Origin of the sequence: Pseudomonas sp. HR1, assembly GCF_030175875.1 — a bacterium.
GTDB lineage: Bacteria > Pseudomonadota > Gammaproteobacteria > Pseudomonadales > Pseudomonadaceae > Chryseomonas > Chryseomonas oryzihabitans.
In genome coordinates, this window is the sequence record NZ_JASNRF010000002.1 from 664042 (window position 1) to 678145 (window position 14104).

Annotated in this window: 12 protein-coding genes and 1 tRNA gene; 7 read left to right on the forward strand and 6 right to left on the reverse strand. The window is 64.8% G+C overall.

Annotated features, from left to right (window positions below):
- Nucleotides 1-57 precede the first annotated feature (57 nt).
- Nucleotides 58-2826 (forward strand): response regulator, encoded by a 2769-nt coding sequence (locus tag QKY98_RS10340; RefSeq protein ID WP_044340751.1) that lies wholly within the window; start codon nt 58-60, stop codon nt 2824-2826.
- A 4-nt stretch (nt 2827-2830) separates the two neighbouring features.
- Here QKY98_RS10340 and dinB read toward each other — a convergent pair whose 3' ends face one another.
- The 3 genes from dinB to QKY98_RS10355 form a co-directional block, all read right to left on the reverse strand.
- Nucleotides 2831-3928, reverse strand: a complete 1098-nt coding sequence (gene dinB / locus QKY98_RS10345; RefSeq protein ID WP_284670822.1) for a DNA polymerase IV — start codon at nt 3926-3928, stop codon at nt 2831-2833.
- Between the two features lie 93 nt (nt 3929-4021).
- The gene (locus tag QKY98_RS10350) at nt 4022-4255 is read right to left on the reverse strand and encodes a hypothetical protein (protein ID WP_007158971.1); all 234 of its coding nucleotides are present in this window, start codon (nt 4253-4255) and stop codon (nt 4022-4024) included.
- 23 nt (nt 4256-4278) lie between these two features.
- Nucleotides 4279-4605 carry a hypothetical protein gene (locus QKY98_RS10355; protein ID WP_042133380.1) on the reverse strand — a complete coding sequence of 109 codons (327 nt, stop codon included), beginning with the start codon at nt 4603-4605 and terminating at the stop codon, nt 4279-4281.
- 172 nt (nt 4606-4777) lie between these two features.
- On the opposite strand from QKY98_RS10355, the gene QKY98_RS10360 reads away from it, so the two are divergent.
- From QKY98_RS10360 to QKY98_RS10380, 5 genes are all read left to right on the forward strand, one after another.
- The gene (locus QKY98_RS10360) at nt 4778-4924 is read left to right on the forward strand and encodes a hypothetical protein (protein ID WP_165904647.1); all 147 of its coding nucleotides are present in this window, start codon (nt 4778-4780) and stop codon (nt 4922-4924) included.
- A gap of 89 nt (nt 4925-5013) precedes the next feature.
- Nucleotides 5014-5090, forward strand: a tRNA-Met gene (locus tag QKY98_RS10365).
- 190 nt (nt 5091-5280) lie between these two features.
- Nucleotides 5281-7938 (forward strand): bifunctional lysylphosphatidylglycerol flippase/synthetase MprF, encoded by a 2658-nt coding sequence (mprF, locus tag QKY98_RS10370; RefSeq protein WP_027599857.1) that lies wholly within the window; start codon nt 5281-5283, stop codon nt 7936-7938.
- Between the two features lie 7 nt (nt 7939-7945).
- On the forward strand, nt 7946-9220 hold the full coding sequence (locus QKY98_RS10375; RefSeq protein WP_145248061.1) for a virulence factor family protein: 1275 nt from the start codon (nt 7946-7948) through the stop codon (nt 9218-9220).
- 96 nt (nt 9221-9316) lie between these two features.
- Nucleotides 9317-9622 (forward strand): hypothetical protein, encoded by a 306-nt coding sequence (locus tag QKY98_RS10380; protein ID WP_027599859.1) that lies wholly within the window; start codon nt 9317-9319, stop codon nt 9620-9622.
- A gap of 46 nt (nt 9623-9668) precedes the next feature.
- Here the strand turns inward: QKY98_RS10380 and QKY98_RS10385 are convergent, their stop codons facing one another.
- Complete coding sequence (locus QKY98_RS10385; protein ID WP_007158976.1) at nt 9669-11510, reverse strand: potassium transporter Kup; 1842 nt, start codon at nt 11508-11510, stop codon at nt 9669-9671.
- A gap of 306 nt (nt 11511-11816) precedes the next feature.
- On the opposite strand from QKY98_RS10385, the gene rimO reads away from it, so the two are divergent.
- Nucleotides 11817-13142 carry a 30S ribosomal protein S12 methylthiotransferase RimO gene (rimO, locus tag QKY98_RS10390; RefSeq protein WP_284670946.1) on the forward strand — a complete coding sequence of 442 codons (1326 nt, stop codon included), beginning with the start codon at nt 11817-11819 and terminating at the stop codon, nt 13140-13142.
- 7 nt (nt 13143-13149) lie between these two features.
- On the opposite strand, the gene cadR is transcribed toward rimO, so the two are convergent.
- The gene (gene cadR / locus QKY98_RS10395; RefSeq protein WP_284670947.1) at nt 13150-13620 is read right to left on the reverse strand and encodes a Cd(II)/Pb(II)-responsive transcriptional regulator; all 471 of its coding nucleotides are present in this window, start codon (nt 13618-13620) and stop codon (nt 13150-13152) included.
- 194 nt (nt 13621-13814) lie between these two features.
- Entirely contained in the window at nt 13815-13994 is a 180-nt protein-coding gene (locus QKY98_RS10400) for a hypothetical protein (RefSeq protein ID WP_007158979.1), read from the reverse strand.
- Between the last annotated feature and the right edge of the window lie 110 nt (nt 13995-14104).

The following is a 14104-nucleotide window of genomic DNA, read 5'->3' on the forward strand; positions in this document are numbered from 1 at the left end:
TCTCTTTACATTTGGTAAAGGGGTTAGACTGGCCAAATTTCCTTTGGGGGACGTGCAGTGCTGGACGAATTGGGACTCAAGGGGCGCATCCTGCTGTTGAGCGTCCTCCCGACCTGCTGCATGGCGGCCCTGCTGGGGGTCTACTTCAGCTGGGTGCAGCTGTCCGACATGCGCAGCCAGCTCATCGAGCACGGCCAGCTGGTGGCCCAGCAGATGGCGCCGCTCATCGCCCCGGCCATGCGCACCGGCGACAACGACCAGCTCAACCGCATCGCCCAGCGCGCCCTCGACCAGGCCGATGTCCGCGCCATCACCTTCCTGGATGCCGACGGCAACGTCCTCGCCCACGCCGGTCCCTCGATGACGGTTGAGCTCACCGGGCGCGACTACCAGACCATCAGCATGAGATCCGGCCTGGACATCACCCACTTCAACCTGCCGGTGCAGACCCACGACCTGCGCCTGACCCGCAGCGACGGCAACCCGGCCACCCCCCAGACGCTGGGCTGGATCCAGCTCGAACTCTCCCATCACGCCACCCTGCTGCGCGGCTATCGCAACCTGGTGGCCGGCCTCCTGCTGATCCTGCTCGGCCTGGCCTTCACCGCCTTCATCGCGGTGCGCATGGGTCGGCGCATCAACCGACCGCTGCAGGTGATCGCCCAGGGCGTCAGCCAGTTGCAGGAAGGTCGCCTGGAGACCCGCCTGCCGACCCAGCTCGGCAGTCCCGAATTCGACGAACTGGCCACCGGCATCAATCGCATGGCCGAAGCCATGGAAAACGCCCAGTTCGAGATGCAGAACAACATCGACCAGGCCACCGAGGACGTGCGCCAGAATCTGGAGACCATCGAGATCCAGAACATCGAACTGGATCTGGCGCGCAAGGCCGCGCTGGAGGCCAGCCGCATCAAGTCGGAATTCCTGGCCAACATGAGCCACGAGATCCGCACCCCGCTCAATGGCATCATCGGCTTCACCAACCTGATGCAGAAGAGCGAACTGACCCCGCGCCAGCAGGATTACCTGAGCACCATCCAGAATTCCGCCGAGAGCCTGCTGGGCATCATCAACGAGATCCTCGACTTCTCGAAGATCGAAGCCGGCAAGCTGGTGCTGGAGAATCTGCCGTTCAACCTGCGCGACATGATCCAGGACACCCTGACCATCCTGGCGCCCTCGGCCCATGAAAAGCACCTGGAACTGGTCTGCCTGGTCTATCGCGACACCCCGACCCACCTGGTCGGCGATCCGCAGCGCCTGCGCCAGGTACTCACCAACCTGGTGAGCAATGCCATCAAGTTCACCCACTCCGGCACCATCGCCGTGCGGGCCATGGTCGAGGAAGAGACCGACGACCACGCCCAGCTGCGCATCAGTGTCCAGGACACCGGCGTCGGCCTCACCGACGAAGACCGGCAGATGCTGTTCCAGGCCTTCTCCCAGGCCGACAACTCCCTGACCCGCCAGGCCGGCGGCACCGGCCTCGGCCTGGTCATCTCCAAGCGCCTGATCGAGCAGATGGGCGGCGAGATCGGTCTGGAAAGCATCCCCGGCGAGGGCTCGGAATTCTGGATCACCCTCAACCTGCCCAAAGCCCATGGCAGCGTCGAGAGCCACAAGCGCATCGCCCTGGCCGGTCGCCGCGTCGGCCTGGTGGAGCCCCACCCCCTCACCCGCCAGGCGCTGCAGCACCAGCTGGAAGAATGCGGCCTGAGCGTGGAGCCGTTCGAGACCCTCGAGCAGCTCAGCGAAGCCGTCGCCCATCCGGCCTCCGGCAAGTTGCCGGTCAGCCTGGCGGTACTCGGTGTCAGCGCCCGCAGCATTCCGCCGGATCTGCTCACCGAGCGCATCTGGGAACTGGGCCGCCAGGACTGCAACACCCTGGTCTATTGCCCGACCACCGACCAGGCGGTCTTCCATGCCTCGCTGCCCGATGTCCATTGCCAGCTGCATTCCAAGCCGGCCTGCAGTCGCAAGCTGGAGCAGGCGGTGGCGGAATTGCTCAACCAGCGGCCGCAGCGCAACGAAAGCGGGGGCCTGGGCATCACCGACCGCCCGCCGCGACTGCTCTGCGTGGACGACAATCCGGCCAACCTGCTGCTGGTGGAGACCCTGCTGACCGACCTAGGCGCCCAGGTCACGGCGGTGGAAAGCGGCTATGCCGCGGTGGAAGCCGTGCAGCAAGAGCGCTTCGACCTGGTGTTCATGGACGTGCAGATGCCCGGCATGGACGGACGCCAGGCCACCGAGGCGATCCGCGACTGGGAAGCCAGCGAGGGCGGCACCCCGGTGCCCATCGTCGCCCTCACCGCCCACGCCATGGCCAACGAGAAACGCGCCCTGCTGCAGAGCGGCATGGACGACTACCTCACCAAACCCATCAGCGATCGGCAACTGGCCCAGGTCATCCTCAAGTGGACCGGCCTGCGCCTGCTGCACAGCTCGGCGCCCGAGGTCACCAGCCTCAACAGCGGTGGCCAGGACATCTCCACCCTGCCGGTGATGGATGCCGACGAAGGCCTGCGGCTGGCCGCCAACAAGCCGGATCTGGCCAAGGATCTCCTGAGCATGCTGCTCGCCTCCCTGGCCGCGGATCGCCAGGCCATCCGCCAGGCCCGTGAAGACGGCGATCGGATCGCCCTCATCGAGCGTGTTCACCGCCTGCATGGCGCCACCCGCTATTGTGGCGTACCCCAGCTGCGCGCGGCCTGCCAGCACAGCGAAACCCTGCTCAAGCAGGGCGCTCCCACCTCCAGCCCGGCGCTGGAAGAACTGGACGCGGCCATCGTCAATCTGTCGACCCAGGCCAAGAGCCCGCTCTAGCGGGCTAGTCCTCGAACAGCCTCAGCTGCAGCGCCGCCTCGCGCAGATCGGTCAGGCGCACGCCCACGCCCAGCAGCCGTACCGGCCGATTGCCCCGGCGGTAGGCCTGCTCCAGCAGGCGCCGATAACTGCCGAGATCGCGACCGGCGCCCTGCTGCTCCAGGGTGGTCTGGGTGAAGTCGTGGAATTTGACCTTGATGAAGGGCCGCTCCGGGCGATAGCGGTCCGCCAGCCGCGTCAGGCGCTCTTCGAGCTTGGCCAGCAAGTCGGGCAATTCCTGTGCACAGGCGGCAGCGTCGGGCAGGTCGCGGTCATAGGTGCGTTCCACGCTGGCCGACTGCCGCTGGCTGTCCACTTTGACCTGGCGCTCGTCGATGCCATGGGCCAGCGACCAGAGGCGCTCGCCGAAGCTGCCGAATTCGCGCAGCAGATCGAAGCGCGACCAGGTCTGCAGATCGCTGCAGAGGACGATGCCGCGACGCTTGAGCTTGTCGGCGGTGACCTTGCCGACGCCGTGCAGCTTGGCCACCGGCAGCGCGGCGACGAAGTCAGCCACCTCGTGGGGAGCGATGACGAACAGCCCGTTGGGCTTTTTCCAGTCGCTGGCGATCTTGGCGAGAAACTTGTTGGGCGCGACCCCGGCGGACACCGTGATGTTGAGCTCCTGCCACACCCGCCTGCGGATATCGCGGGCGATCAGGGTAGCACTGCCGTTGAACAGCTCGCACTGGGTGACATCCAGGTAGGCTTCGTCGAGGGACAGCGGCTCGATCAGCTCGGTGTAGTCCTGGAAGATCCCGTGGATCTGCCGCGACACCTCCTTGTAGACCTCGAAGCGCGGCTTGACGAACACCAGGTCGGGACAGAGTTTCTGCGCCTGATGGGAGGACATGGCCGAACGCACCCCGAAGGCCCGGGCTTCGTAGTTGCAGGTGGCGACCACCCCGCGCCGATCGGGGGTCCCGCCTACCGCCAGCGGCTTGCCGCCCAGGCGCGGATCGTCACGCATCTCGATGGACGCATAGAAGCAGTCACAGTCGACATGAATGATCTTGCGCTGGCGCTTGGGTGGGAGCTGGGCGAGAGAATTGTCCGGAGCCATGGGAGGAGATGCCGGGCCGGGCATGACGGCTGATTATCCGTACAGTAAGCCAAGACCGCCCGGATTTGTCCATGGCGAACGACGAATCACCCGTCAACCGACGTCTTGCAGCAGGCGTTGCCGGTGCACGACCTCTTCGCGCAGCTCATCGACCACCGCCTTGAGATCGTGGGCGTGGTGCAGCTGATCGTAATAAAGGTGGCGTTCGGCGATCACGCCGTCGGGTGTGGTGATCATCAATCGTGCGAAATGCTCGCTGCGCTCGAAGAACTCGATGCGACCCAGGCCCTGGAGATGGTGGAGCAAGGTTTCCAGCAGGAGATTCATGGCGGCCCCTTGGACTTTCCTGGTCAAACGGTCCGGTCGCGCTGCCCATCGTCGAAAGGTGCACTCTCGTCGCCGGCGATGGCGGTCCGATCTTCTATATGGCCGGAGCGAACATGGCGGGACGTGGTGTCCAGCAATTCCTGCGCAGCGGCGCGGAGCGTCTGCATGTCGTCGACGAGCAATTCGACTTTCTCCACGACCTGAAGTGCCATCTCCGCCGCGCCTTTGGCACTGCTGCCGGTCAGCGCCAGGGAAAGATTGCACAACTGGGCGACCAGTGTCGCTATATCGTGATCCATCACGCGCATGATGCGCTGATCCAGACAACTCGAATCCTGGGAAGGCTGCATGAGGTTCTCCATAACACTCATCGAGGATAGCACATGGCCACCACCCGCCTTAACCGCTTAGCGGCGTTTTGCTATCACCTTCTCACTTGATTGAAGAGGCACTCTCATCGGGTTTCCGGACTCTTTGCCGCCAGGACAGGTCGACTGAGGACGTACCTCTAGGAGAACCCTCATGAAACGCCCTCTACTCCTGTCCTCCGCCCTGCTCCTCAGCCTCATGCTGGGTGGCTGCTTCGATCGCGACCAGTCGGATCAACAGAATCGCTCGAGCGGTGAAAAGGCATCCGTGCAGATGCAGAAAAGCGATGGCGACAAGTAGGCCCACCCCTGATTGGTAAATAAGCCTTTGATCGCTATTAAATTTTTCTTGACGAATTTTTCCTTGGCCCTATACTGAGCCCCATCGGACGCGGGATGGAGCAGTCTGGTAGCTCGTCGGGCTCATAACCCGAAGGTCGTTGGTTCAAATCCAGCTCCCGCAACCAAATTCGAAAAAACCACTCTCTTGAGTGGTTTTTTTTTGCGCTGAATTTGACCCAGGTCAGATCCAAGCGGTGCGAACTTGGCAGCTGCAAGAGCTACAAAGGTTGGTATAGAGCTTTTTTATCTGTACAAGGCTTGGCAAACCGCGCGCGACCAGTAATCTGACGCGCGTTCCTGTCTAGAGGAGTTTGCATGACTGCACCTGATCCAGCCAAAGAGGTCTCCTCGAAGCCGGCATCCCCTGCGGACCACCCCGTAGCGCCCCCTCAAGCGCTACCCTGGCGCCTTCTGGAGCGGTTGACGGCCTATCGACAACCCATCGAACTGGGCGTCACCCTGGTACTGTTCGCCGCCGCCTTGGTGGTCTGCTGGCACCTGCTCAGCAGCATCGATGGCGAAGCCCTCCACGATGCCCTCCACGATATCCCCCATTCCTCGCTGATCGGCGCCCTCATCGCCGCGGCCGCCGGTTTCACCATCCTGCTCGGTTACGAGTGGTCGGCCATGCGCTTCGCCGACGTCAAGTTGCCGGCCCGAACCTGGACCATGGGTGGTCTTACCGCCTTCGCCATCGGCAACGCGATCGGCCTGTCCATGCTGTCCGGCGGCTCGGTGCGCTATCGCCTCTATGCCCGTCAGGGGCTCAGTGCCTTGGAAGTGGCGCAGATGACGGTATTCTCCAGTCTGGCGCTGGGCACCGCCCTGCCGCCGCTGGCCGCCATCGCCGCCCTGACCAACCTGCCGGCCTCCACCCAGGCCCTGCGCGTGCCGGAAGCTGTCATCGTCACGGTGGCTGCCCTGATCCTGATCGGCTATGCCGTGGGCATCCTGGCGCTGCGTCGCTGGCGCGCGCCCGAGCAGCCCTGCGCCCATGCCCTGCACTTCCGCATCGGCAAGCGCGCCCTGCGCCTGCCGACCCTGCGGCTGTCCGTGCTGCAGCTGGTGATCACCATCCTCGACGTGACCGCCGCCTCGATGGTGCTCTATCTATTGCTGCCCACGGCGCCGCCCTTCGGTGCCTTCCTGCTGGTCTACCTGCTGGCCCTGGCCGCCGGGGTGCTCAGCCATGTTCCGGGCGGTGTCGGCGTGTTCGAAGCGGTACTACTGGCCGCCTTCGCCAATGAGCTGGGCGCCGCGCAGCTGGCCGCGGCGCTGGTGGTCTACCGCCTCTTCTATGTGCTGCTGCCGTTCGTGATCGCCTGCCTGGTGCTGCTGTTCAGCGAAGGCCGGCGCCTGCTGTCGAACAGCCCGGCCGTACGGGTCGCCTCCGGCCTGGCCGCACCCATCCTCGCCATCCTGGTTTTTTTTTCTGGGGTGGTGCTGCTTTTTTCTGGGGTCACCCCTGAAATAGACACCCGCCTGGAGGGCATGGACTTCCTGCTCCCCCAGCGGCTGATCGATGCCTCCCACCTGGGCGCGAGCCTGATCGGCGTCGTCTGTCTATTGCTGGCGCAGGGATTGCGCCGGCGCCTCTCCGCGGCTTGGGCGGTGACCTTGGTTTTGCTGCTGCTGGGCTGCCTGCTGTCCCTGTTGAAAGGTTTCGACTGGGAGGAAGCCTCCATTCTGGCGATGACGGCCGCGCTGCTCGCCATCTTTCGTAAATCCTTCTATCGCCGCAGCCGGCTGATGGAGCAGCCCTTCTCGCCGCTGTACGTGACCGCCAGCATCTGCGTGGTCGCCGCCTCGGTGTGGCTGCTGCTGTTCGCCTACCAGGATGTCCCCTACGAAACGCGTCTGTGGTGGCAATTCGCGCTGGACGCCGATGCCCCGCGCGGCCTGCGGGCCGCCCTGGGCAGCTCCGTCCTGCTGCTGATCATCGCCCTGGGCTGGCTGCTGCGCGCCGCGCCGCCGCCCATCGAAGCGCCCACCGGCGCCGAGCTCGAGCGCGCCTTCGGCATCGTGCGCAAGTCCAGCCAGCCGGATGGCGGCCTGGTGATGACCGGGGACAAGGCCCTGCTCTTCCACGAAAGCGACGATGCCTTCCTGATGTACGGACGGCGGGGCCGCAGCCTGATCGCCCTGTTCGATCCCATCGGCCGCTCCCAGCCCCGCGCCGAGCTGATCTGGAAATTCCGCGACCTCTGCGACCTGCACCATGCACGCCCGGTGTTCTACCAGGTACGGGCGGAGAACCTGCCCTTCTACATGGACATCGGTCTCACCGCGCTCAAGCTCGGCGAAGAGGCGCGGGTCGACTTGCATGCCTTCGATCTCGACAGCAAGGGCAAGAAGGACCTCAGATACACCTGGAATCGTGGTCAGCGCGATGGCCTGGCCATCGAATTCCACGCCCCGGGCGAGGCGCCCCTGGACGAGCTCAAGGCCATCTCCGACGTCTGGCTGGAAAGCAAGCAGGTGCGCGAGAAGGGCTTTTCCCTGGGTCGCTTCGATCCGACCTATCTCAGGCACTTCCGCATCGCCGTGGTGCGCTTCCAGGGCAAGGCGGTGGCCTTCGCCAACCTCCTGGAGACCGAACGCCCGGATCTGGCCAGCATCGACCTGATGCGGGTCACCGCGGATGCGCCCAAGCAGACCATGGAATTCCTCATGCTCGGGCTGATCCTGCACTTCAAGGCCGCCGGCTTCGCGCGCTTCTCCCTGGGCATGGTCCCGCTGGCCGGCCTGCATCCCCGCCGCGGCGCCCCCATCACCCAGCGTCTGGGCGCCATGGTGTTCAGACGTGGCGAACAGTTCTATAACTTCCAGGGGTTGCGGCGCTTCAAGGACAAGTTCGATCCGGAATGGGAACCGCGCTACATGGCGGTCCCCGCCGGCCTGGACCCCCTGGTCGCCTTCGCCGATACCGCCGCCCTAATCGCCGGGGGTTATACCGGCCTGGTCAAACGTTGAGACTCCTATGCTGAAACGTGCACTCGCAGTACTGCTCGTCATCCTGCTGATCGCGGGGGGCCTCGGCTGGTGGTGGCTCCATCGCTGGCCCTCGGCGCCCCAGGTCAAGGTCATGGCGCAGCCGGACGGTCGCCTGCTGACCATGGCCGCGCCCAAGGGCGAGCCACACGCTCGCGTGGTTCTGGCCACACCTGCGGATCTGCAGCTGGCGGACGCCGATCTGCTGGGGCTGGCGACCAACACCGGCGCCGAGATCGTCCAGTACGAGGTCCAGGTCTCCAACAACTGCCAGGCGCAGAACGACGACTTCGCCGCCGCCGCCAAGCAGCTGAGCGGCGCGCCGACCTTTGTCGGCGGCATCGGCCCGGGCGCTGCCCGCGCCTGGCGCTGGCTGGCCACCCAGGACAACCCGAAGGCCGCCGCCCTGAGCGTCGGCTTCAACCTGGAAACCCTGGATTGCCCGGACGCCCTGCCCGCCAAGGCGGCAGCCGGCCAGTGGCACATCGCCTGGAACGATCATCCGACCGATGATTCGGCGATCTTCGTGCGTCAACAGAGCAATGCCGACCTGACCATCGCCGACTACGGCACCGCCCTGCCGGTGGTGCTGCGTACCCAGCTCAAGAACCGCCTGCTGGGTCAGCACAACGACATCCCGACCATCGAGATGCCGGCAGATCCCGACGTCAAGCCCGGCCATCCCGACGTGGTGACCATCTTCTACTCCGGTGACGGCGGCTGGCGCGACATCGACCGCCTCTCCGCCCAGGCCATGAACGAAGCGGGCTATCCGGTGGTGGGTGTGGATGCGCTGCGCTACTTCTGGCAGCACAAGAGTCCGGAACAGGTGGCCGCCGACCTGGCCAACCTGATGCAGGAATACCGCGAGAAGTGGAACGCCAAGCACTTCGTGCTGGCCGGTTACTCCTTTGGCGCCGACATCCTGCCGGCGGTCTACAACCGCCTGCCCAAGGCGGATCAGGACCAGGTGACCTCGCTGCTGCTGCTGGCTTTCAGCCGCAAGAGCAACTTCGAGATCGCCGTGGAAGGCTGGCTGGGCAAGCCGGGTGACGAAGCCGACACCCTGCCGGAAACCAGCAAGATCCCCGCCGCCAAGCTGTTCTGCGTCTATGGCGAGGAAGAGAAGGACGACAGCGGTTGCACCCAGCCGGGCCAGCCGGGTGAGAAGCTGGGGCGTCCGGGCGGTCACCACTTCGACGAGAACTACGACAAGCTGGCCGACTTCATGGTCAAGGCCATCGAGGCCCGTACGCCGCAATAGCCTATCCCGTCCGGGCCTGCGGGCCCGGACGAACGGCCGGAACAAGGAGCCGGTCTCCCGCGGTCTATGGCTGCAACAGCCACGGAGACCCCCGACATGAGCACACCGCTTTCCGCCGATGCCGCCAGCAAGATCCTGGTGGATGCCTTCCAACCCCTTGGCTGCGTGGTGTCGTCCGGTGCGGATGGCCATGACCTGGCACTGGGCGTGGTGGATGCCCAGGGCAAGACGCTCTATACCGAAGAACAGCTCGGCGAAGCGGACTACGCCGATCCCCTGCGCCTGGCCGGCTACATCGGCACGGTACGCAGCGAGCTGGAGAGCCGGGGCCAGACCCTCGACAGCTGGCAGATGCCCTTCATCACCGATCCCGACGCCCTCCCCCCGCCAGTGTTCAACTAGGCAAAGAAAAGGCCCCTGCTGGGGCCTTTGTGCTTTTCGCGCTCGGCTAGATCTCCACCTGGGTACCCAGTTCGATCACCCGGTTCACCGGCAGCTTGAAGAATCTCAGGTTGCCGTTGGCGTTCTTCATCAGGAAGACGAAGAGATTCTCGCGCCAGGGCGCCATGCCCAGGCGCTTGGAGGCGATGACCGTCTCCCGGCTGAGGAAGTAGGTGGTACGCATCGGCGTGAAATCCAGTCCCGGATAGGGGCAATGGCTGAGCGCCAGGGGAATGTCCGGTTCGTCCATGAAGCCGTAGTGCAACACCACCCGATAGAAGCCATCACCGAAGTCCTCGACCTCCATGCGCTCGCCGCGCGACACCCGCGGACGATCCTCGTAGCGCACCGTGAGCAGCACCACCTGCTCGTGCAGCACCTGGTTGTGCAGCAGGTTGTGCAGCATGGCGTGGGGGACCACGTCGGTACGGGCGGTCAGGAACACCGCGGTGCCCTTGGCGCGGAACGGCGGTTGGGCGCGGATGCTGCTGATGAAGATCGGCAGCGGCAGCGCGCCGTCGTCCAGGCGCTCCACCACCAGTTGCCGGCCCCGCTTCCAGGTGGTCAGCAGGATGAAGATGACGATACCGGCGATCACCGGGAAGGAGCCGCCGGAAAAGATCTTCGGCGCATTGGCGGAGAAGTACAGCACGTCCACCAGCAGGAAGCCGATCAGCAGCGGCACCATGATCCAGCGTGGCCATTTCCACAGCAGCAGGATTACCGCCGACACCAGGCAGCTGGTGATCAGCATGGTGCCGGTCACCGCCACGCCGTAGGCTTCGGCCAGGTTGGCCGAGGACTGGAAGGTCAGGATCAGGAAGATCACCCCCAGCATCAGCGCCCAGTTCATCAGCGGAATGTAGATCTGCCCCTGCTCCTGGCTGGAGGTGTGCTGGATCTGCATGCGCGGGATGTAGCCCAGCTGGATGGCCTGGCGGGTCATGGAGAAGGCGCCGGTGATCACCGCCTGGGAGGCGATGACGGTGGCCAGGGTCGCCAGGCCGATCATCGGCAGCAGCAGCCATTCCGGGGCCAGCAGATAGAAGGGATTGCGCACCGCCGCGGGATCGGCGAGCAGCAGCGCGCCCTGACCGAAGTAGTTGAGCACCAGCCCCGGCAGCACCAGCAGCAGCCAGGCCCGGGCGATGGGCTTGCGGCCGAAGTGCCCCATGTCGGCGTAGAGCGCCTCGGCGCCGGTCAGCGCCAGCACGGCCGCGCCCAGCACGATGAAGCCCTTCACCGGGTTATCGGCGAAGAATTGCACCGCCCAGTAGGGATTGAAGGCCTTGAGCACCTCGGGCTGCTGGACGATACCATAGACACCCAGGGCGCCCAGGGTGGTGAACCAGAGCACCATGACCGGCCCGAAGAACTTGCCGATGGTGGCGGTACCGCGCTTCTGGATGGCGAAGATGCCGACCAGGATCACCAGGGCGATGGGCACCACCCAGGCTTCCAGGCCATCGAAGGCCAGTTCCAGGCCCTCCACCGCCGACAGCACCGAGACCGCCGGGGTGATCATGCTGTCGCCATAGAAGAGTGCGGCGCCGAACAGCCCGAGCAGCACCAGGGTGGTGGCCAGGCGCGGCGAGCCCTGGGCGGCACGCCGGGCCAGGGCGGTGAGCGCCATGATGCCGCCCTCGCCCTGGTTGTCGGCACGCATGACGAAGGTGATGTATTTAAGGGTGACCACCCAGATGAGCGACCAGAAGATCAGCGACAGGATGCCGAGCACACTGTCGTGATTCAGCGGCAAGCCGTAGTGCGGCGAAAAGACTTCCTTGAGGGTATAGAGAGGACTGGTGCCGATGTCGCCGTATACCACACCGGTGGCGAGCACGATCATTCCCAAGGCCGAAGGGGCTTTACCACCGTGCTCGTGTTCCGGACGGCTCATGCAGGGCTCCTAGAGTCTAAAATCGGCGCATCCTGCGCCGAAGCGGCGTCAGGATCAAGTTGAAAAGGCCGGTAGCGTGGCGCGCGCAACCTCTCAGCGCAGCGCTTCCAGCACCATAGACTCCTTGGTCGGCAAAAAGCTCTGCGCGGTCGCCAGGACCTGCCTGCCCCTTCCAAGCAGCGGCAGAGATGGCTAGAATCGCGCGTTTTTTGATCAAGGCGCCTCCTGAGCGCCCGCCGAGGTTAGCCCATGTCCATCCAAACGTCCGCCCCCAAGGTCGGTTTCGTCAGCCTCGGCTGTCCCAAGGCCACCGTCGACTCCGAACGCATCCTCACCCAGCTGCGCATGGAAGGCTACGAGATCGTGCCGACCTATGAAGACGCCGACGTAGTGGTGGTCAACACCTGCGGCTTCATCGACAGCGCCAAGGCCGAGTCCCTGGACGCCATTGGCGAGGCCATCGCCGAGAACGGCAAGGTGATCGTCACCGGGTGCATGGGTGTGGACGAGGGCAACATCCGTGGCGTGCATCCCAGCGTGCTGGCGGTGACCGGTCCGCAGCAGTACGAGCAGGTGGTCAGCGCCGTGCACGAGGTGGTGCCGCCGCAGCTGGAGCACAATCCGCTGATCGATCTGGTGCCGCCCCAGGGCATCAAGCTGACCCCGCGCCACTACGCCTACCTGAAGATTTCCGAAGGCTGCAACCACAGCTGCAGCTTCTGCATCATCCCCTCCATGCGCGGCAAGCTGGTCAGCCGCCCGGTGGGCGACGTGCTGTCCGAGGCCGAGCGCCTGGTCAAGGCCGGCGTCAAGGAGCTGCTGGTGATCTCCCAGGACACCAGTGCCTACGGCGTCGACCTCAAGTACAAGCTGGACTTCTGGAACGGCCAGCCGGTCAAGACGCGCATGCTGGAGCTGTGCGAGGCGCTGTCGGGCATGGGCGTCTGGGTGCGCCTGCACTATGTCTACCCCTACCCCAATGTCGACGACGTCATTCCGCTGATGGCCGCCGGCAAGCTGCTGCCCTACCTGGACATCCCCTTCCAGCACGCCAGCCCCAAGGTGCTCAAGTCCATGAAGCGCCCGGCGTTCGAGGACAAGACCCTGGCGCGCATCAAGCGCTGGCGCGAGATCTGCCCGGAGCTGACCATCCGCTCCACCTTCATCGTCGGCTTTCCCGGCGAGACCGAGGAAGACTTCCAGTACCTGCTGGACTGGCTCACCGAGGCCCAGCTTGATCGCGTCGGCTGCTTCCAGTACTCGCCGGTCGAGGGCGCACCCGCCAACGAGCTGGGCCTGGAGCCGGTGGCGGACGAGGTCAAGCAGGAGCGCTGGGAGCGCTTCATGGCGCACCAGCAGGCCATCTCCGCCGCGCGCCTGCAGATCAAGATCGGTCGCGAGATCGAGGTGCTGATCGACGAGGTGGACGACCAGGGCGCCATCGGCCGTTCCTATGCCGATGCCCCGGAAATCGACGGCAACGTCTATGTCGACAGCGCCAACCCGCTGAAGCCGGGTGACAAGGTCTGGGTGCGGGTCACCGACGCCGACGAGTACGACCTCTGGGCAGAGGCGCTCTGATTCCTAGCTAGTCATGCAGGCGGTGGGTGCCGGGCACATGGGCGTGCCCGGCCGCACTGCAGTTGGCGGTGGTCGCCGACGGCGCCGCCGGCTGACCGAGTTCGCGCAGGATGCCGCAACGGTCCCCTTCGCCCTCTCCCTGGCAGTGGCGCCTCAGGGTCACTAGCTGCTCACGCAACTGATTCAACTCGCGGATACGCACCTCGACATGATGCAAATGGGCGCCGATCAGGGCGTCCACCTGGGCGCAGCCGGGTTCGCGGGTATCGCGCAGGGCCAGCAGGGCGCGAATCTCTTCCAGCGTCATGTCCAGCGACCGGCAATGGCGAACGAAGACCAGGCGCTCGACCTGGCTTTCGTCATAGCTGCGGTAGTTGCTGCTGCTGCGCGCCGCCGGATTCAGCAGCCCTTCGCGCTCGTAGTACCTGATGGTCTCGACGGCGCAATCGGTGCGCCTGGCCAATTCGCCGATCTTCATCATCCTGTCTCGTTGAGCTGAGGTGCACAGCCTGCCGTGCCTGAGCCGCTGCAGCAAGGACGGAAGACGGTCAGGGGGTTGAGGGAGCGACGTTACCGGAGAGGGAAGACCCGGATAGTCCGGCTGACGAGGGGCCAGACAGGACGACGCCCCGGCGATGAGTGGGTCGCCGGGGCGTCGAGACAGCCGCCAGATTAGTTGGCGTTGTTCTGGTAGAGCGCGGAGACCCGGTTGGGATGCTCCGACTGGAATTGGGCTTGAGCGTTGGCGCGAATCGACTTGCTCGACATATCGCGGCTAGCGGCGGACGCCGTGCCCGACAGCAGACCCATGAACAGAACGGCGACGATGGCTTGGACACCCAGGACTTTCATAGCGAATACCTCTTGGTTGTGCTGTTTCGATAGACACAGCGTACTCCCAGTACTAATTCGCCAAAAAGAGTCCTTTTAGAGAGTGATATTTACCTCTGAGGAAAATATCA